Here is a 19299-nt window from a genome sequence, read left to right on the forward strand (position 1 = left end):
GTGAAGTCGCGTCCGCGAGCTGGTCGGACCGTCACCGCCAGCCTGCGTCCTGATAGCGGATCGGCCGGTTGAAGCTGAGAACCCGGCCCGGCGCCTCATAACAGATTGCCATCAGCCCGAGCGCGTCGGCGGCGTGCGAGGACCAGTCGTGCTCGGGACCTAATCCAATGTTACGCGCCTCGTCCTTGCGCTCGTGGTAGAATCCGAGCGCCTCGCGGCCTGCCTCGGTGGTCGCTTCGTTGAACCAGAGCTGCGGGCCGAGGCGACGCAGAGCCTCGATCCGCATCATCGCAGCGCCCCTGCCCTGGTTCTTCACCGGCGGCTCGACGGCAAATCCTGCCTCGCGCAGATGATCCTCATAGCGCTTGCCGGTGATGCTGTTTGTCGTCACGCCGTCATGCGGCAGATAGAGGATCGCGTCCTGATAGCCCCTTGAGCGCAGCCAATTGACGTGGAAGGCGAGCACCTGACCGACCGCCTCGTAATAGTCCAGCACGCGGATCTCGTTACCAACCCACTGGGTAATCCAGATCGTGAAGGCGTCGGCGGTCGCGCCGGCGCCGCCGATATCGATGAAGCCGCGCAACGGCAGCAGCGGATCGGCCGACACCTTGCCGATCCGCGACTCGCGCTTGGCTTGCGCCAGCAAATCCGCGAAATAGGCTCCTTCGAAGGCCCGCACGTAGTCGCCCTCCCAGATGTGATCGTAGCGGTCGGGATAGAGCGCGAGATCCAGCCGCCGCTCCTCCTCCAACACGGCTGGAAACCACGGATTGTCGCGCCAATTTGCCTTGACCAGGATTGCACCGTCAGGCTCGCGCCCGCGCAGGAAATCATCAATAGCGTCGGACTTGCGACGTGGATTCCACGAAGCCCAGAGCTCTGAGCCGGCGGCACGGATGGTCGGCCGCAGCAGCGACAGCGAGCGTGCGCTCAATGTCTGCGCTTCGTCGATCCAGGCGATGCGGAAGCCTTCCAACGATTTGATCGAATCCGCCGTGTGATCCTGCATCCCGCGGAAGATGATGAGACCATCGCCGGGCGTTGCGATCTTATCGCTGTAGAGCTTGAAGCCGTGGCCGAGACGAAGGCCCGCGATCTTGTTCTCGATCAGCCGTTTCGACGATTGCGCTAGGGTGCGCTGTGCCTCTCGGATGCAAACAGCAAGCGTGCCGCGCTCGGCCTGGCATGTCTCCACCAGCAGCTCACCGAAAAAATGCGATTTGCCCGAGCCGCGGCCCCCGAAGGCGGCCTTGTAGCGCGCCGGCTGCAGCAGCGGCTCGAATACTTTCGCCGTCGGAATACGTAACGTGGACAAGGGCGCCTCGTTCCAAGTGTTCAGCGGAGCGTCTCGAAGGACCCCGACAACGATAGCTCGTCCCCCTATCGGCCTTCACGAACCTGGGGCCATTCCCATCCACGCAATCACCGCCGCATCAGCGGCTTGATCCAACGCGAGAACCAGTCGTCTCCGGACGACGTCGATGGATCGTAGCCCCCGAACATCGGAGGAGCGGGGTAGACCGGCAGCGGCCGGCCGCCAGAGGCCGCCTCCGAGCCGACAGATGAGTTGAGCCCTCGCTGCATCTGCGCCGGAACAACGGGCGCCGCTTGAGGAGGCGCAGCCCAGCCCCCAAAGCGTTGGTCGAACGATGCCGAAGGCGGCGGTGACTGCGCCGAGTCTGGCGCAAACGGAACGGCGGAGGTGCCTGTATCGAAAACGGACGCGCCTGACGGACTGACCTGCCGGCCGCGCAAATAGCGATCCGGAGGCCGACGCTCACCTGATCCAGCTGACTGCCGAAGACTGGATGGCTCAGAGGCTTCCGGCAAATTCGACCATTTCCCATACCGGTCATCGAACGTGGGGGACGCCCCCTGATCGTAAATCGGTCCACTCGGAAGATGACCATTCCGCTCCGACGGCGTATCGTATCCACCGCCGACGAATGCGTAGTCCTGCTGCACGCCGCGAAGCGATTGAGGAATAGCGGCTGGCCTCCCGGCGCCGTCGATCATAAACTTCGATCTTGGATTATCGATCAAGGTCTTTTCAACATCCGAGAGATACTGACTGCTGCGCAATGGAGACAGGTACAAGAGGTCGCTACCTAGACCGGCAGCTTCCATGATCCGGTTGACCATCGCCGTGCAAACATTCGCATCTGCTACGTTATAGTTTCCGCTGGAAGAGCTAATGCGCTGAATTTCGTTCAGAGCTTGTGTCGCCTGCTCCTCGGTTATCGGTACCGTGAACGTCCTATGCGCAGCGCCGGCGACACTGGAAAAATCGGCTGGAGGTGTCTGACCAGGGGCAAGTGAGTGAACGTCGAATTTTCCATAACTCCAAGGCGAGTAGTGGCGCTGGGGACCAAACCCCGCGTAGGTTTGTTTAGAAGGCTCGTTGACGACGACCGCTGCGTGACCTGGAATATTCGGATTGATCTGAATCGTCAAAGAATATCGAGGCGCCATGTTTTTCATCCTCAATTATTGCGCCTGTATTGGGTCCGTGAGGATCCCGAAGATCGCTCCGCGTAAACGTTCTTCGCCGCCCCTTTATGCTCCAATCCAAGTCAAACCGGCAGCGGCAAGCAGCCGAATTACCCTAGCTAACGCTTATGCCAGTCTGGGATGTCCTCGGATTCCCGCTCCTCGCTGGCTCCGCGCAACCGCGATCCAGCGCTGCACGTCCAGCCAACGAAGTACGAGATGACGCAGCTTTCCAAGTAATAAGCCGGAATGCTATTCAGCCAAGAGTCGATCGAAAATGGGAAATCACCCGATCCCAGTAACATTCCTAGCCCGGCCCAAAACAAGGCCGCCGGGAAGACCGCGATGGTGGCCAAGAAGACGCTGGCCTTCAGACCGGAGAAGAAGGCCCAGCCGAAGAATACGGCAAAATGCAGCGTATAGATTGCGCAGGCGATGAGACCACCCTTATTAGATCGTACGGTCATCGTCGGCCCTCGGCTGCAATGAGTCCGTTTCGAGATATGTGATCAAGCTCTCGTCTAGGCGAGCCAATGGGCGCGCCGACCAGTCGTATCAGAATTTGCCAAGACAAGTTGAGCCCCCAACCAAAGAGATACAGGATAATATAGCAAGGCACCATTCATCCAGGAATCGGCCGGGAACGGCGGATCATGAAGACCAAGGCCAGACCAAACAAATCCAAGGAAAACGCCGCCGTGCAGGACTGCAAGCCCAGCCAGCACAATGCTCGACTTGAGGCCCGCGAAACGCCCAAGAGTGCTAAACAGCAGATAATGCACCGTATAGAGGCCAGAGGCGACAAGACCTCTCTTATTCAGCCGCACGCTAAGCTCCCGCACCGGACCTGTTAAAGACAACCTGGAACAAAATAGGAGCATGAACAACTACAATCTTCGATTGACGGGAGCGACGATGACCGCCGCGTGTCGGCGCGGGGCCACTGCGTTCAGTCTACGTCGTCTGGCTCGCTGTCGCTCTCCCCCTGTTCAGGACAAACGATCACCCGTTCGATGCGATGGATCAGTTCGAGCGCCCCATCCTCACCGTTCTGCAGTGCCTGCGGCGGCTTGCCCCAGCCGCGATCGAGGAGTGCGGTTGCTGCCGAGACGCGTGCCGCATGGCTTGCGTCCTTCGATCTCATAACGCCGGCTAGGGCGAGGATTGCGGATCGGGTGTGGCTGCGCGCGAGAGAGCGAATGTCGGTAAGCGTCTTGGCCATATCTTTTCGATGTCAGATGGAGAAGGCGAGCGAGAGATGATCGTCGACGGGCTCACGGCAGCGCGTCGCAGACGGCCAGAAGGACGAGCCCAACCAGCGCGAGAGAGATCAAGTAAGCGGTCATTGAGCCTCACTCTTGCGGAAACAAAGATGCGGCAGACCGCGTCGAACGCGATCGTTTCGGGCGCGAACCCTATCCCCCTGGATCGAGGGACCGCGGCGGCGCCAGCCAGCATCGGCGCGCCGCAGGCCAGCCCGTTCGCGCGGACCGGCCAGTATTGCACGTCACGTCAAGACAGAGACTTGTACGTGGCGGGCTTGAGATTCGGACGACGATGCGCGCGAGCAGCAAAGATCTGTTCAGGCGTCCTGCTATGCGGGCCGCCGTCCGATTGGAAATGTTGGTCAACAAAAAGCCCGCAGCCGGTTTGCCGGTGCGGGCTCTGATCACCTGATCGATGATCGCGTCGATAATGCCATCATGCTGGTGATTTGCCCGACATGTCAAACTTTAACGAAATGCCGCCAATCGATGCAGCGCGCCAAAAACCAGTGCAACAATTTCTCGGCGCGACAAGCAAAAAGCCCGCGGCCGTTTCGCGGCGCGGGCTCTATAATGTTTTCGATGATGTCAAAATGCTCCTGATTTGCCCGACGAGTCAAGCGCCGTTTTCGACATCGCATTGTCCTTAGCCCGACGGGCACCATTAGCGACGAAGCCGGAAGGAGGCCTCGAGATGTATGCCGTTGCGGCCATTCTGGCCACTCTGTCCGCGTTGCTCTATGCAGCCGGCCAGCACCAGCTCGGCTCAGCCAGCTCCGATGTTTGCCAGTATGGCGGCCTGTTCTGTGACAAGCCGCACTACGTGTTCGCCGGCGCAGTGCTTGCTGCGGTGTGGGGCAAGTTCGTCAGCATGCGCTAGCGTCCATCGGGACCGCTCGCGCTCCTCCATTACAGTTCATGCATCCTGCTTCGAATGGCGCTGCAGGACCGCTTGGTTCCTTCAACGCCCGCGGCGCCATCAGGGAGAGGACGGCCTCGCGCGACGGCCCGCGAGCGCGTGGCGCAAGGCACGGGACAGATCATCGATCGAATATGGTTTTTGAATCAGCTCGAAACCATGCTCATTGTTTTGCGCGAGGACATGACTGTAGCCGCTATTGAGCACGACCGGAATGGTCGGAAGCCGCCGGCGAATCTCATTGCCTAGCGTAACACCGTCCATGCCGGGCATGACGATATCAGTCAGAACAACGTCAAAGCCGGTCGGATTCTCATCCAAGAGCCGGAGCGCCTCGGCCGCGTTCCTCGCGAGCACGGTGCGATAGCCGAGTTCCAGGAGCAGCTGCGTCGAGAATTCGCCCACGTCCAGATTGTCCTCGATCACCAGCACATTCCAACTCGTATCGACATCCTCAGCGTCCCGCGCGTTATCCTGGCGCGGCTCGATCGCCTTGATGCTCAACGGCAGATGGAGCGTGAGCGCCGTTCCGTGACCTACTTCGCTCTCGACATGAATCCAGCCACCGGACTGATGAACGAAGCCATAGACCTGCGATAGGCCGAGGCCGGTTCCACGACCCACATCCTTGGTCGTGAAGAAGGGCTCGAATATGCGGTCGATCTGGTCGGCCGGAATGCCGCATCCGGTGTCGCTGATCGTGATCCTGGCGAAGGCCCCCGTTGCCTGCTGGTCCGGTCCACGTTCTTGGTCGGCCCGGATCGTCAGTATGCCCTGCCCGCTCATCGCGTCGCGCGCATTGGCGACCAGATTGACGAGAGTGGTCTCGAACTGATTCATGTCGACATCGATCGGCAATGGCCGGTCTGCGACATTGAGCTCGAGTATCGCGGGCGACCCGAGCACGGTCCTCAGCATGTCGCCAATACCCTCCAGATGCGCGGCCGCATCGAACACCTGCCGCTCTACCGGCTTGCGGCGGGCGAAGGTCAGCAACTGGCCGGTGAGTTTAGCCGCACGATCCGCGGTGTCGGAGATAGCATCGATATAGCGCCTCATCCGCTCCGGCGGCAGGTCGCGTCGACGCAGGAGATCCGCCGACGACCTGATCACGGTGAGAAGGTTGTTGAAGTCATGGGCAACCCCGCCGGTAAGCTGCCCGATCGCTTCCATCTTCTGCGCCTGGCGGAACGCTTCCTCTGCCTTTCGCCGCTCGGTCAGCTCGACTGCTTCCGGGACGAGGACCAAGACATTGCCGCGCTCGTCGCGAACGGGGCGCATCTGAAAATCGAACCAGCGCCAACCACCGACCGGCAGGTTGACATGAAGATCGTGACGAATGGATTGACCTCCGGCAACCGTAGCTACTGCAGTGCGGATGATGTTCGACGCGTGCGGAGTGCCGGCAAACCACGGCGTCTCCCAGAACGGCATCCCCGCAATCTCGTCCAAGCATTTGCCGATCGCCGAGAGCGCGGTGGCATTGGCATCGCGCACGGTACCGTCGGTGGACAGGAGAATCTGGAACGTATAGCTGGTCTCGAAGATCGTCCGTAGCCGCGCCTCCTTCGCCTGCAGCTCCGCCGTGCGCTCGGCGACCTGGATTTCGAGCTGCTCATTCAGACCGCGCAGCGCTTTCTCCGCCTTGCCCCTCACGCGCGCGAGATCGATATTGGCGCGGACGCGGGCCAGCAACTCGCGGGCGCTGAACGGCTTGCTGAGATAATCACTGGCGCCGGCGTCAAGCCCTTCGACTTTGGCCTCCTCGCCCGCGCGCGCCGACAACATGATCACGGGAACGTCGTGCAGCAGGCGGTCGCTTCGTAACGCCTTCAGCAAGCCGAAGCCATCGAGGCCTGGCATCATGACATCGGTCAACACCAGATCCGGACGCCGGCGCCTCGCCGCCTCCAGTGCCGCCCAGCCGTCAGCAACCGCTTCGACCTCGTAGGCTCCGCCAAGCAGCCGCCGAACGTAGCCGCGCATATCCGGATTGTCGTCGGCGAGCAGAATTCGATTCTGCTTCCGCTCAATCGGAAAGCCCAGCCCAAGATCATCCGAAGAGGACGGGTGAGGCGCTTCGAGGCGAGGATCACCTTCCAGCCATCCAAGAGCCTCGTCGATATAAGCCTGGGCGCGCATGTTGGCCGAATTTGGCGCGCTTGATTCCACCAGGCGGTCTGACGGCAAATGCGACGATCCGAATGGAATCGTTACCGTGAATATGGAGCCATGCTCGAGCTCACTTTCGGCCCGGATCGTGCCGCCGTGAAGCTTGACCAGTTCCTGGACCAAGGCGAGGCCGATGCCGCTCCCTTCGTATGACCGCCCGCGCGCTCCCTCAACCCGACGGAAGCGCTCGAACAGATGCGGCAGCTCGGCGCAAGGAATGCCCGTGCCGGTATCGCGAACCTTGATCTCGGCATGGCGCCGGTCCTCTGCGAGCCCGATCGCAACAACGATCTCGCCCTCGAAGGTAAACTTGAACGCGTTCGAGACCAGATTGAGGACGATCTTCTCCCACATGTTGCGGTCAACAAAGACCGGCTCCGGCAGAGGCGCGGCATCGATCCTTAGACGCAAGCCTGCCCGGTCCGTTGCGGAGCGGAAGTTTGAGGCAAGCTCCGCCGTGAATCCCGCCAGATCGACAGGCTCATAATTCGCCAACACCCGCCCCGCCTCGATCCGCGAGAAATCGAGCAGGGTATTGACCAGCTTCAACAGGCGAATGCCGTTGCGGTGAACCACTTCCAGAACCGCCCTTTCGTCCGCACCGAGCTCGGGCCGCTCGCGGGCCAGGATGTCCTCCAGCGGGCTCAGCATGAGCGTCAGCGGGGTTCGGAATTCGTGGCTGACATTGGAGAAGAACGCGGTCTTGGCGCGATCCAATTCGGCAAGAGCCTCCGAGCGGCGACGCTCCGCTTCATAGGCGCCGCCATTGCTGACAGCAGCAGCAATCTGACTGGCGACCAAACCGAGAAAACCGGCATAGGCTTCGTCATACGGCCGGAAAGGATTGAGACCGGCGATTACAAAGCCGCAAGGCGCAGCTTCGCCACTCGACAGGATCGGAAGCAGCACGGCTTGATCCGGCGGCTGACGCCAACCTCCGCTCGGAAAGTCCGAACCGAACCGCCGCGACAAGTCATGGACCGCCACGGGCGAAAGCTGCTGGAGCGCTTCCGCCACCGGCCACATCCCGCAGCCGGCTGTAGGCAACGTCGGTTCGACCGCAGGATGATCCTGATCGATGCCGCTGAGCGCTGCGAGACGAGCGACATCCCCGCTCGGCTCGATTATATAGATCATCGCAAATGGCAGATCACGGAGATCGTAGGTCAACGCCCGCGCGCTGCGCAGGCAGGCCTCATCGACACTGCGGGCTTCTGCCGCTGCACTCGCCAGTTCCCGCAGCAGCGACAACTGGCGCTCGCTGATCACGCGCTGGGTGTCATCGGTATTCGCACAAAAGATCCCTCCCGGAGATCCGTCGTCGTCAGGAATCGGACTGTAGGAAAACGTGTAGTAGGTCTCTTCCGGAAAGCCGTTGCGCTCCATGATCAGGAGCTGGGCCTCACTGTAGGTCCCCTCGTCGCCTCCGCTCGCCTTTGCCCGCAGCGGGCCAATGTCATCCCAGATCTCGCGCCAGACCATCGACGTCTGACGACCGAGTGCCCAAGGGTGCTTGCCGCTGATGATGGCCTTGTAGGGATCGTTGTAAAGATAGACCAGATCCTTGCCCCAGCCGATCCAGATCGGCTGTCGAGACGTGAGCATGATTCGCACTGCGGTCTTAAGACTCTGTGGCCACGTCTCCGGCGGTCCGATTGAGGTGTTCCCCCAATCGAACTCCAGCATCAGGCTCGCCAGTTCGCTTCCGCCCGAAAAAAGCCGCTCGCGTTCGGCAACGCGGCCCGTCTCGTTTTCCGTTTCCAGCTCTTGTCCTGGCAGTCGCGTAACCGGCAAGCAGGACCCCTGTGCTACATACTCCTCGTGAAGCGCAACGCCAAAGCGGCAACCACGGTTCCACGCATGGGAACAAATCGAGAGCGGCCGACTTGGCTCGATGACAGCAGCGGGGGTAACGAGCGGTGACCATCTTTCCGGCAGCGGAAGCGAGCAAACCGAAAACGTCGAGATGGAGTCTGCTGCGCCTGCTGGGGCCCGGCTTAGTGACCGGCGCTGCAGACGACGATCCGTCAGGCATCGCGACCTATTCACAAGCTGGCGCGCAGTTTGGCTACGGCTTGCTGTGGACCGTCTTCCTCACCACCCCCTTCATGATTGCGATCCAACTGGTCAGCGCCCGCATTGGCAGGGTCACCGGCAAAGGCCTTGCGGCAAATGTCATGGAGATCGCGCCGCGCTGGGCCGTCCTGGGACTTGTGTTTCTGCTGGTCGGCGCCAACACCTTCAACATCGCAGCCGACATCGCCGCAATGGCCGAGTCATTGTCGCTGGTGATCGGAGGATTGAATCACGAGCACGCGCTGATCTTCGCGGCGACGTCGACCCTGCTCCAAGTCTTCGTGCCGTATCGGCGCTACGCACCAATCCTGAAGTTTCTGACACTCACCCTCTTCGCATATGTCGCGACCGCGCTTATGGTCGACGTGCCCTGGAGCCAGGCACTGCTTGCCGCGATCTGGCCCCGGCCGTCGATCAATGCGGACTATTTCCTGATGGTCGTTGCCGTCCTCGGTACCACGATCAGCCCATACCTCTTCTTCTGGCAGGCCTCGCAAGAGGTCGAGGAGATGAACCAAGGCAAGATCGATCCGCCGCTTCGCCACCAACACCGGAAGGACCATCCCGAACTGCGACGAATCAGGGTGGACACCACGGTGGGTATGATTTTCTCCAATGCGATTGCCTTTTTCATCATCCTGACGACGGCAACCGTCCTGCACGCGCATGGGGTGACGAACATCAATTCCGCGACCGAGGCCGCCGAAGCCTTGCGTCCACTGGCCGGCGATTTCACCTTCCTGCTGTTCGCGCTCGGCATCGTCGGCACCGGCATGCTCGCGATTCCGGTTCTGGCGGGATCGGCCGCCTACGGCGTGGCAGAGGCCTTCGGCTGGCGCGCGAGTCTGGAAGCCAGGGCGCCGGAAGCGGTGGGCTTCTACGCCATCATTGCAGCTGCGACGGCGATCGGCTTCGGGCTTGGCTTCACCGGCATTGACGCGATTCACATGCTGGTCTGGAGCGCCGTCCTCAACGGAATCGTTGCCGTGCCGATCATGACAATGATGATGATGATCGTTTCCAATCGCGAGCTGATGGGACGTTTCCGAGCCCGCCGATGGCTGATCGGCCTCGGATGGGTCGGTACCGCGATCATGGCCCTCGCCGTGCTGGCCCTGCTCTGGTCCTTTACGTCGGGACAGTCTTAGCTCGCCCTCCCCCTCAATCGCGCCGCTCTCGGTCGCACTGCGCGCCGACGCAGCCGCACAATCACATTGATGCACTGCGGCAACGCTTTTGTGGTAACACGCAGGCTTCGTCGCCCTTCCTGCACCGCAATTGATTTCAGTCAACGCGGAGGCGCTCCGGGAGAACGACGGTCAAAAGAGAACGCTTGCGGAGAGAACCTTGACACAACCACAACGCATCAGCGCACATAGCATCTCAACCTATGTGCCGCGCGGACTTGCGCTGCTGCGCGATCCCCTGCTCAACAAGGGCACCGGCTTCACCGACCAGGAGCGCGATGCGCTAGGCTTGCGCGGCTTTCTTCCCGCTGGCGTGCTGTCGATGCAGGCCCAGGCCGAGCGAATCCTGGTCAATCTGCGCAGCCTGTCGAGCGATCTCGAGAAATACGTCGCGCTGAACGCGCTCCATGATCGTAACGAGGCGCTGTTCTTCCGTGTCGTCTGCGACCACATCGACGAGATTCAGCCGCTGATCTACACGCCGACTGTGGGCCTGGCGTGCCAAAAATACGGGTTGATCTTCCAGCGCCCACGCGGCCTGTTCATCTCCGCAAAAGATCGCGGTCACATTGCCGAGATCCTCGGGAATTGGCCTTATCGCGCCAAGCTGATCGTCGTCACCGACGGAGAACGCATCCTCGGCCTCGGTGATCTCGGCGCCAACGGCATGGGCATTCCTGTCGGCAAATTGTCGCTCTATTCGGCCTGCGCCGGCATCCATCCGGAGCTCTGCCTTCCCGTGATGCTCGACGTCGGCACCAACAACGAAGAGCTGCTGAACGACCCCTACTACATCGGCCTGCGCCAGAAGCGCGTGACCGGTCCGGCCTACGACGAGTTGGTCGAGGAATTCATGACCGCGGCGCGCGCAGCTTTCCCGGGCGTGCTGATCCAGTTCGAGGACTTTGCCAACCACTCTGCGTTCAAACTACTGCACAAATATCGCGACGACGCCTGCGTCTTCAACGACGACATTCAAGGCACTGCGGCGGTTGCGCTGGCCGGCCTGTTCTCTGCGTTGCGTATCACCGGTGGCAAGCTAAGCGACCAGCGCGTCCTGTTTCTGGGTGCCGGTGAAGCCGCGACCGGCATCGCCGATCTCGTGGTTTCCGCCATGAGAGCCGAAGGCCTGTCCGAAGCGGATGCGTTGCGACGCAACTGGCTGGTGGATTCCCGAGGTCTCGTGGTGAAGGGCCGTGAGAATCTCGGTGGGCATAAGTTGCGCTATGCACATGATCATGCGCCGATCACGGATTTCCTGGCTGCAATCAGGGAGCTCAAGCCGACCGTGATCGTCGGGGTCGCGGCGGTCGGCGGCGCCTTCACGCCTGAGGTGTTGCAGACCATGGCCGAGTTGAACGAGCGCCCCATCATATTTGCGCTTTCCAACCCGACCTCGAAAGCCGAATGCTCCGCCGAAACGGCCTATCGGCACACCGGTGGTCGTGCCCTGTTCGCTTGCGGCAGTCCGTATGAGCCAGTCAAGCTCGACGGCCAGACCTTCGTGCCGCGGCAGGGCAATAACTCCTACATCTTCCCCGGCGTCGGCCTTGGCGTGATCGCGAGTGGCGCAAGGCTTGTTACCGACGAGATGTTCATGGCCGCCGCTCACACCCTGGCCAACTGCGTCACGGGCGCCGACCTTGCGCAGGGCAGTTTGTACCCAGCCTTGCCGCGAATTCGCGAGGTCTCCGCGCATATTGCCGCCGCGGTCGTGAACGTGGCCTATCAGAGCAGCCTTGCGCAGGGCCAAGCGCCGAATGATTTGCTCGGATTTGTCGAGTCGCAGATGTACGATCCGCGCTACTGAGCGGGGGATCGGCCCACGGTCAGAATAGTCCGGGCGCAACAGCGCTCGGACTATTCCATTCAGATTGCGACCTGACGGCCGATCTCCACGACGCAGTCGTGAGGCAGGCTGAAGAAGTCGCTGACATGGACCGCATTGCGCTCCATCACCGCGAAGAGCCGCTCCTGCCAGGCGGGCAGGCCCATGCCGTCCTCCCGCCCGATCACCGTTTCATGTCCCACATAATAGGTCACATCGCCTAGATCGACGGTGCACCCGAGCATCTTGCTGGCGACGACCAGTTCGGGAATATGGGGGCGCTCCATGAAGCCGAAACGGGCTTCGGCTCGCCAGAAATTCGGCGCGATTTCAGTGACCGTCAATCGCCGGCTCGATGCGACCCAGGGCACGGACAGGATTTCCACCCGCAGCACGAACAAATGCTCATGCAGCGCGCGGTTGTGTCTGACGTGCCAGAGCATGACGGGCGGCGTGTCTCTCTCGGTCCGCGTCAGAAACACAGCTGTACCTGGAACACGCGGAATTCGCTTTTGCTCGATGTCGGCCATGAATTGCGCGACCGGAATCAGCGCCTCGTGCATGCGCGCCGATACCGCGGCGGCGCCGCGATGCCATATCCACATGATGCCGTAGACGGCAGTCGCAAGCAGCAAGGGTATATATCCGCCTTCCGCGATCTTGGTGAGATTGGCGAGGAAGAATGCGCTGTCGATGGCAAGAAACGCGCCGGCAACCGAACCCGCGGCGAGCAAGCTCCAATGCCAGATCTCCCGCATCGCGATGAACAGCAATGCCGAGGTCATCAGCATGGTCAGCGACACGGCGATGCCGTAGGCTGAAGCCAGGTTGTCGGACTTGCGGAACGTGAGCGTCAGCCCGATCGTCACGATCATGAGGAGCCAATTGACGACCCCGACATAGATCTGGCCGTAACCTTCGGACGAGGTCTGCTTGATCCAGAGCCGCGGCATCCAGCCAAGCTGGATCGCCTGCCGCGTCATCGAGAATGCGCCGGTGATGATCGATTGGCTGGCAATGATGGTCGCCACCGTGGCCAGTACGACGAGCGGCAGCAACAGGGCACCTGGACAGAGCCGATAGAAGATATTGCCATCCATCGGCGTTCCGTCGAGCACCAGCGCAGCCTGCCCCGCATAGTTCAGGATGAGGCTTGGAAAAACGATTGCAAACCAAGCCAGCTTGATCGGGCCCGCACCGAAATGCCCCATATCGGCATAGAGGGCCTCGGCTCCGGTGACGCACAGGAACACGGCGCCTAGCACGAGGAAGCCTGTGGCTCCGCTCGAGAACAGGTAGGAAAGGCCGTAAAGCGGATTGACCGCGGCGAGAACGCCGGGATGCTTCACGATGCCGGCTGCTCCCATGAGCGCAATGGTCGCAAACCAGACCAGCATGACCGGCCCGAAGAACCGACCGATGCTCGCCGTCCCGCGCGACTGGATCGCGAACAGACCAAGCAAGATGACGACCGCTGCCGGCACGATATAGGGCTGCAGCGCGGGCGTCGCCATCTCCACGCCTTCCAGTGCTGAGAGCACCGAGATCGCCGGAGTGATGGCGCCATCACCGTAGATGAGTGCTGCGCCGAACAGGCCGACCGCCACGATGGTGGGGCGACGTTGCCGCTTCACCCCCAGCAAAGCCATCAGGGCCAGGATGCCGCCCTCGCCGTCGTTGTCGACGCGCATCGCGAACATCACATATTTCACCGTCGTGATGACAAACAGCGTCCAGAACACCAGGGACAAGGCGCCCAGCACCGCACCCCGGTCGACAGCATGGCCGGCCGTGCCAAGAATGGTCTTGAACGTATAGAGCGGACTGGTCCCGATGTCGCCGAATACGACACCCAGCGCGGACAGCGCCATCAGACTGAGCCGCCCCTGTGGGGCCTGACGACCCGTGCGATCTGGAGTTTCTGACTGGTTTTCGCTCACTGCCGATCCGAAGCTGATGTGCCGCACTGTGTGGTCGCGTGGGCTTCATATCGCGGGATTGTATCGGGCGCGATACGTCGGCGCAGGAAGTTTGAGCATAACACTCAAACGACGCCCAGTTCTGCCGGACGTACGCCGGGGAAAATTCGCGCCACGGCAGCGGTGTCGAGGCCATAGATGCGCTGGAACAGGTTCGCGAGCATAGCGCGATAATCGGTCAAGACCGGCAAATCGCGATTCTGGAACAGGGCTGCCTGCTCCACCTTGACCTGCTCGCCAACAATGCGACCACCATTGATGCCGCCGCCCAGGACCCAATAGACAGAGCCGTGACCATGGTCGGTGCCTCGGTCCCCATTCTCACGGAAGGTGCGCCCGAACTCGGAAATGACGATGACAACCGTATCACGCCATCCGCCCGAGCCGATTTCTTCAGAAAATCCGGCAAGCCCACGGCCGAGTTCGCCGATCCGATCAGCGAGGTAGCCGGTTGCCGCGCCTTGATTGACATGGGTGTCCCAACCGCCCACGTCGACAAAACCGAGATTGTACTGCTCGCGCATCAAACGGCCGATCCTGCGCGCCGACAGCTCGAAACCACGCGGCGATACTGCGCCGCGATTGGCGGCCGCCATTTCCTCGGAGATGGAGCGGTAGACGTCGTCGCGCACCTTGAAGCCCTCGGCGACGGAGGCCGCAAGATCGGTGTGGAGATACATCTCCCTGATCAATTGCGCCTGGCGATCGTCGACGCCGGGCTTGCCGACGCTGTTCAGCGCGATGTTGGGCACTTGGCCCTGACCGCGGAAAATCAGCGGCAACTGCTCGGTGAAGGATATCGGCCGGGCGCGTGTCAGCTCAGTCGCCAGCCGGCTCATGAAGCCAGAGCGATAATCGCGTGACCCGCCTGCCGATTGACCAAGCTCGATGGTGTCCTGGGTCTCGAAATGGCTTCTGGTCAGATCGTCGCTCGATCCCGCGAACGGAACGAAAGCGATCTCCCGCTTGGCCCACATCGGATGGATGCTCTCTCGCAAGGAGGGATGCAGCCCCCACTCGGAGGACAGCGAGAGTGCCGCATTCGGATTTCCTACGTCCGGCTTTGCGATGTTCAGCGTCGGACGCGAACCGTAATAGAAATCGCTCGAGATCGGAACGACGACATTGGCGGCGTCATAGGCGCCGCGAAGGAAGACGACCAGCAGCCGTGTTTGGCTGGCCGGCGCCGCCCAAACGCGTCCGGCCACCGTGAGGGGTGCCATTGCGGCAAAGCTCTTGATCAGCTCACGACGGTTCATCACGGTCTCCCGCACGATCAATTCAGCGCATGAACTCAGGCGACGACAGAAACAGCGTGTTCCAGTCTTGCGGCGAAATCGCCTGATTCAAAGCCGCTTGAGTCGTCGGTGTAAGCGTCTGCTTCAGGCCCTCGAAATAGAGCGCGTTCTGCAATTGTGGAAAAGCAGGCCGCTCGACAGCATTCGGACCGTCCGGCTTGAACAGCCCAGCCGATCCCGAGCCGATCTGCCGCGCGATCTCGAACCGAACCATCATCTGTCCAGGCCCGTTCCATGACGTCGAGGTGAGCGCATAACCGTCGGGTGTTTCGTGATTGAACAGGCCTTCGCCCAGGCGATTCAGCCAAGCTTGGATTGGCGCGGTGTTGAGCACGACCTTGTCGTCATAAGCGAGCCTCACCGCCGACAAGACATATTCTACGGAGTCCTTGAAGTGCGCGCCGGATTTCAGTGACGCTGCAAATTCCGGCGAATGGACCATGGTGCCGAGAACGGCGGCGATATCCCCGTCGCTCGTCCTGAACGCCTGCGCCATCTTCTGCACCAGCGCTTCGGGCGGGCTGTCCGCGACGAAATAGGTCGCGAGCTGGCGCGACAGATGTGTGGCCGTGGCGGGATGATGCACCAGGATATCCAGCGCCTCGTCGACCTCCGCAAGACCCCGCCCTTTGATCTGATGACCAAGAAAGATCTTGTCGCTGTAATCATGCCGCCCGGGATTGAATTCGAAAGCGCCCTCCCGCACCAGCTGCGGCTGCAACTCAGGCTTCAGCTTCGGATCTTCGGGCTTCAGATCAATGCCGACGCCGGTCAAGATCTTTGCCAGCGCCTCGACATCCGCCTGCGTGTAGCCGGAGCCGACGCCCATCGTATGCAGCTCCATCAGCTCACGCGCGTAGTTCTCGTTGAGATGCCCTGCGGCATTCTCGGCGTTATCGAGATATCGCAGCATTGCGGGGTGATGGAGCGTCGCGGCGAGCAGGTCCCGAAACTTGCCGAGGGCATAGGGACGAATGGCATGATCCTGGTAGTCGCCGAGCAGGACTCTGATGTTGCCCTTGTATTGATGCACGTTGAAATGGTTGAACCAGAACCACGTCATCCGCTCGCGCAACTGGTCGGGCGCATAGAGCGCGCGCAGGATGGTCCGGGCCGCCGCCTGTTTCGCGCGGTCGTTCATCGCCTGCTGATAAACCTGTTGCGCGGCCTTCTTCTGCTCGGGGTCAGCGACCTGGTTGGCGCTCTTCGCTTGCTGTTCGAACGCCACCGCAATGTCGAACGGAAATTTGTGCACGTCCGGCATCGCTTCGATCTGAGCCTTCACGTCCGATGGCAGAGCCGGCTCTGCCGCCGGATGCAGTTGCTCCTGCAACCAATGCTCGGTCCCGACGGCGTGAAGCTGCTCGGCGCCGGAAGCATTCGCGCCCCATGTCAGGCGATCGAGCAAAGCGAGATCGAAAGCCGAAATGTCCCCGGCCTGCGCCGATAGGCCTGCGCTCGACAAGCCGCACAGCGCAAGAGCCGCGGACACAACCATCGGTCGCCATACCCTTGCCCGGACGGTCTTGGATGACGTGCCGCTTGGCCGCATTCTCACCCCCAATCGCAATTCGATCCAATTTTGAACAGAACCGTCTGAATATCGTCTGAATGCAGCATGCAGAGTCCGACTTCTCCGGTCACGAGATTTGGAGGAAGTTCGGCCTGCAGCTTGCTTCGCGTATGATGGAATCAGGCCATGGCCTTGGCGCTTGGGGGCGAGCGTGAGACCGATTTATCCGAGACCTTCGAAATCATTCATCCAGATGAATTTCACGCCATTTCTGGCGGGGTTTCTTCTCCTCGGCATCACCGATGCGCGGGCCGACGCATGCCCGACAACTGCCGACGAGCTCACAACCGACCGCCCGGATGTGACGAATTCCAGCATCGTGGTGCCGACCGGCAGCTTCCAAAGCGAGAACGGCGTGAACATGACCTCCGGGGATGGCGGTCGCACCCTTGACGGCACGAACACCCGCTGGCGGTTTGGCCTAGCGCACTGCCTCGAGGTGTTCGTGGACCTTCCGACCTATGTCGGCAAAGTCCGCGGATCTGCAGCCTCGGGCTTCACCGATGTCGCGCCGGGCCTCAAATGGCAGGTGAGCCCGGTACCGGGAAAGGTCGATCTCTCATTCGTGGTTGGCGCCGGACTTCCGACCGGAACTGCCGAGATCGCCGGCCGCGGCACGCAGCCTTACCTGCAGATGCCCTGGTCGGTTGAGCTGCGTGACGGCTGGGGTATCAGCGGCATGTTCACCGAGTTCTTCCGCCCTTCCGAGACCGATATCAAACGCGTCACCGAGGCCACCTTCGTGCTGGAGAAGAAGCTGAACGAGAGGCTCAGTCTCTTCACCGAATATGTCGGCGACTACCCTGAGCACGCGGGCCCCGTTCAGCTGATCAATTCCGGCGGGCTCTATCATCTCAGTCCGGCCGAGCAGATCGACTTTCACGTTGCGTTTGGCCTCAATCACAACTCTCCGACTTATATCGTCGGGATCGGCTATTCGTTCCGGATCGATGGATTGTTCGGAGGCGCACGCGATCTGCGCCGCGCAAGCCTGGAGTACAACCTTCGTTGACCCGCGATCGCCAAGAGCTCAGTGGTCGGGGACGATCGCATTGCTCGGGGTCGGTCTGTCCGTGATCTGCTGGCCGAACAAACTGCCGATCAGCTCGACGGCGATGCGAGCCGTCTTGCCGCGCTCGTCAAGGAACGGGTTGAGCTCGACGATATCGAGCGATCGCACCAGGCCCGAGTCGTGGAGCATCTCCATGACCAGATGCGCTTCGCGATAGGTCACCCCGCCGGGCACCGTGGTTCCGACCCCAGGCGCCAGCTCCGGATCGAGAAAGTCGACGTCGAAGCTGACGTGCAGGACGCCGTTGCGCGCGCGAACTCTTTCGATGATCCCCCTCATCAAGACGCCGACGCCGAACTCGTCGATCGCCCGCATATCGGCGATGCTGATATTGCGGGAACGCAGCAGCTCCTTCTCCAGCCTGTCGATCGAGCGTGTGCCGAACAGTTCCAGCCGCTCGGGCGCAAGACATGCGCGCGGCGTGTCGCCCAGCAAACCGTCCAGGCCGGGCTCGCCACAGAGAAAAGCGGCCGACATGCCATGCATGTTGGCCGTGATCGTCGTCGCCGGCGTATTGTAGTCGGCATGGGCATCCAGCCAAAGGACGCACAACTCGCGCCCTACCTCCTGCCAATGGCGCGCAACGCCGGCTACGGATCCCATCGACAGCGAATGATCACCGCCAAGGAACACGGGGACCGCACCGGTTTGCGCAAGCTCATAACCGCGGTGCGCCAGGAGGCGCGACCAACGCTGGATCTCGCGATAGTGCTTGGCATTGGGCGGCGGTGGATCGCTGCCGTCAACCAGATCGGCGATGGCGACGTCGCCATAGTCGGTCACATGGAGGTCCAGGCTCTCGAGCAGCGGCACCAAGCCGGCCGTGCGCAGCGCGGCCGGCCCCATCAAGGTGCCGCGAACTGAGGCACCGAGATCGATCGGCGCCCCAAGGACGGCGATGCGATTGGGGAGTGCCGTGTTGCTTGCATTGGTCACCGCGCAATCCTCCGTCCAGTTCGATGAGGATACCAACGCTCATCAAGATTCGTTGGCCCTGCTCGCCCGATAATCACGGATTTCTCCCTGCCTCGAGTTTTGCTGGAACCAAAATCATCAACGGGCATTTTCTCGCCATGGTCGTCGCTGCGGTTGATCCGAGCGGCTGACGTATGGCCGAAGGCGACGGCCTCAGGAGCCGCCCCAAGAGGCAGATGAAAGCATATATCACGTGAGTACCGAACCATTCGAACCCAATCCACAACCGGGCGTGGCCGAACGCGCGCTGGATACCGCGACCGATATGTCCCGCTCGCTGGACGAAATGATCGGAACGTTGCGGGCAGCCGTCGATCGCCTCAATCAGACGATGACAGAGGCACGACGGCCCGGGACGGCGCTGTCGGCGATCAGCACCATCACGCGCGAAGCTCCGCTGGCAAGCCTGTTCGTCGCCTTTCTGTTCGGCATCGCCGTGGCGCGACGCCGTTGATCCCAGGC

General features: G+C 61.4%; 14 protein-coding genes. 5 read left to right on the plus strand and 9 right to left on the minus strand.

Annotation, left to right across the window (positions count from 1 at the left end):
- Positions 1–31: 31 nt before the first annotated feature.
- The 4 genes from QXZ85_RS13660 to QXZ85_RS13675 all read right to left on the minus strand — a co-directional run bounded on the left by QXZ85_RS13660 (position 32) and on the right by QXZ85_RS13675 (position 3715).
- The gene (locus QXZ85_RS13660; protein ID WP_315768588.1) at positions 32–1318 is read right to left on the minus strand and encodes a PBSX family phage terminase large subunit; all 1287 of its coding nucleotides are present in this window, start codon (positions 1316–1318) and stop codon (positions 32–34) included.
- A gap of 107 nt (positions 1319–1425) precedes the next feature.
- Complete coding sequence (locus QXZ85_RS13665) at positions 1426–2475, minus strand: hypothetical protein (RefSeq protein ID WP_315768590.1); 1050 nt, start codon at positions 2473–2475, stop codon at positions 1426–1428.
- A 137-nt stretch (positions 2476–2612) separates the two neighbouring features.
- Positions 2613–2960: a hypothetical protein gene (locus QXZ85_RS13670; protein WP_315704568.1), complete on the minus strand. Its 348-nt coding sequence runs from the start codon at positions 2958–2960 to the stop codon at positions 2613–2615.
- A gap of 482 nt (positions 2961–3442) precedes the next feature.
- Positions 3443–3715 (minus strand): hypothetical protein, encoded by a 273-nt coding sequence (locus tag QXZ85_RS13675; protein WP_315704569.1) that lies wholly within the window; start codon positions 3713–3715, stop codon positions 3443–3445.
- Between the two features lie 737 nt (positions 3716–4452).
- On the opposite strand from QXZ85_RS13675, the gene QXZ85_RS13680 reads away from it, so the two are divergent.
- Entirely contained in the window at positions 4453–4638 is a 186-nt protein-coding gene (locus QXZ85_RS13680; RefSeq protein WP_315704570.1) for a hypothetical protein, read from the plus strand.
- Between the two features lie 99 nt (positions 4639–4737).
- Here QXZ85_RS13680 and QXZ85_RS13685 read toward each other — a convergent pair whose 3' ends face one another.
- The gene (locus QXZ85_RS13685) at positions 4738–8535 is read right to left on the minus strand and encodes an ATP-binding protein (protein WP_315729628.1); all 3798 of its coding nucleotides are present in this window, start codon (positions 8533–8535) and stop codon (positions 4738–4740) included.
- A 233-nt stretch (positions 8536–8768) separates the two neighbouring features.
- Here QXZ85_RS13685 and QXZ85_RS13690 point away from each other — a divergent pair, with 233 nt between their 5' ends.
- Complete coding sequence (locus QXZ85_RS13690) at positions 8769–10073, plus strand: divalent metal cation transporter (protein WP_315727695.1); 1305 nt, start codon at positions 8769–8771, stop codon at positions 10071–10073.
- Between the two features lie 199 nt (positions 10074–10272).
- Entirely contained in the window at positions 10273–11922 is a 1650-nt protein-coding gene (locus QXZ85_RS13695) for an NAD-dependent malic enzyme (RefSeq protein ID WP_409998222.1), read from the plus strand.
- Between the two features lie 59 nt (positions 11923–11981).
- Here QXZ85_RS13695 and QXZ85_RS13700 read toward each other — a convergent pair whose 3' ends face one another.
- The 3 genes from QXZ85_RS13700 to QXZ85_RS13710 form a co-directional block, all read right to left on the minus strand.
- Positions 11982–13811, minus strand: a complete 1830-nt coding sequence (locus QXZ85_RS13700; RefSeq protein WP_315729629.1) for a potassium transporter Kup — start codon at positions 13809–13811, stop codon at positions 11982–11984.
- Between the two features lie 173 nt (positions 13812–13984).
- The gene (locus tag QXZ85_RS13705) at positions 13985–15178 is read right to left on the minus strand and encodes a DUF1501 domain-containing protein (RefSeq protein WP_315729630.1); all 1194 of its coding nucleotides are present in this window, start codon (positions 15176–15178) and stop codon (positions 13985–13987) included.
- 22 nt (positions 15179–15200) lie between these two features.
- Complete coding sequence (locus QXZ85_RS13710) at positions 15201–16715, minus strand: DUF1800 domain-containing protein (RefSeq protein ID WP_315704575.1); 1515 nt, start codon at positions 16713–16715, stop codon at positions 15201–15203.
- A gap of 268 nt (positions 16716–16983) precedes the next feature.
- Between QXZ85_RS13710 and QXZ85_RS13715 the strand changes: the two genes are divergently transcribed.
- Entirely contained in the window at positions 16984–17802 is an 819-nt protein-coding gene (locus tag QXZ85_RS13715; RefSeq protein ID WP_315704576.1) for a transporter, read from the plus strand.
- Between the two features lie 18 nt (positions 17803–17820).
- Here QXZ85_RS13715 and rocF read toward each other — a convergent pair whose 3' ends face one another.
- The gene (rocF, locus tag QXZ85_RS13720; RefSeq protein ID WP_315704577.1) at positions 17821–18798 is read right to left on the minus strand and encodes an arginase; all 978 of its coding nucleotides are present in this window, start codon (positions 18796–18798) and stop codon (positions 17821–17823) included.
- 232 nt (positions 18799–19030) lie between these two features.
- On the opposite strand from rocF, the gene QXZ85_RS13725 reads away from it, so the two are divergent.
- Positions 19031–19291: a hypothetical protein gene (locus QXZ85_RS13725; RefSeq protein WP_315704578.1), complete on the plus strand. Its 261-nt coding sequence runs from the start codon at positions 19031–19033 to the stop codon at positions 19289–19291.
- Positions 19292–19299: the final 8 nt, after the last annotated feature.

The organism is Bradyrhizobium sp. SZCCHNGR1005 (assembly GCF_032489995.1).
Classification (GTDB): Bacteria; Pseudomonadota; Alphaproteobacteria; order Rhizobiales; family Xanthobacteraceae; genus Bradyrhizobium.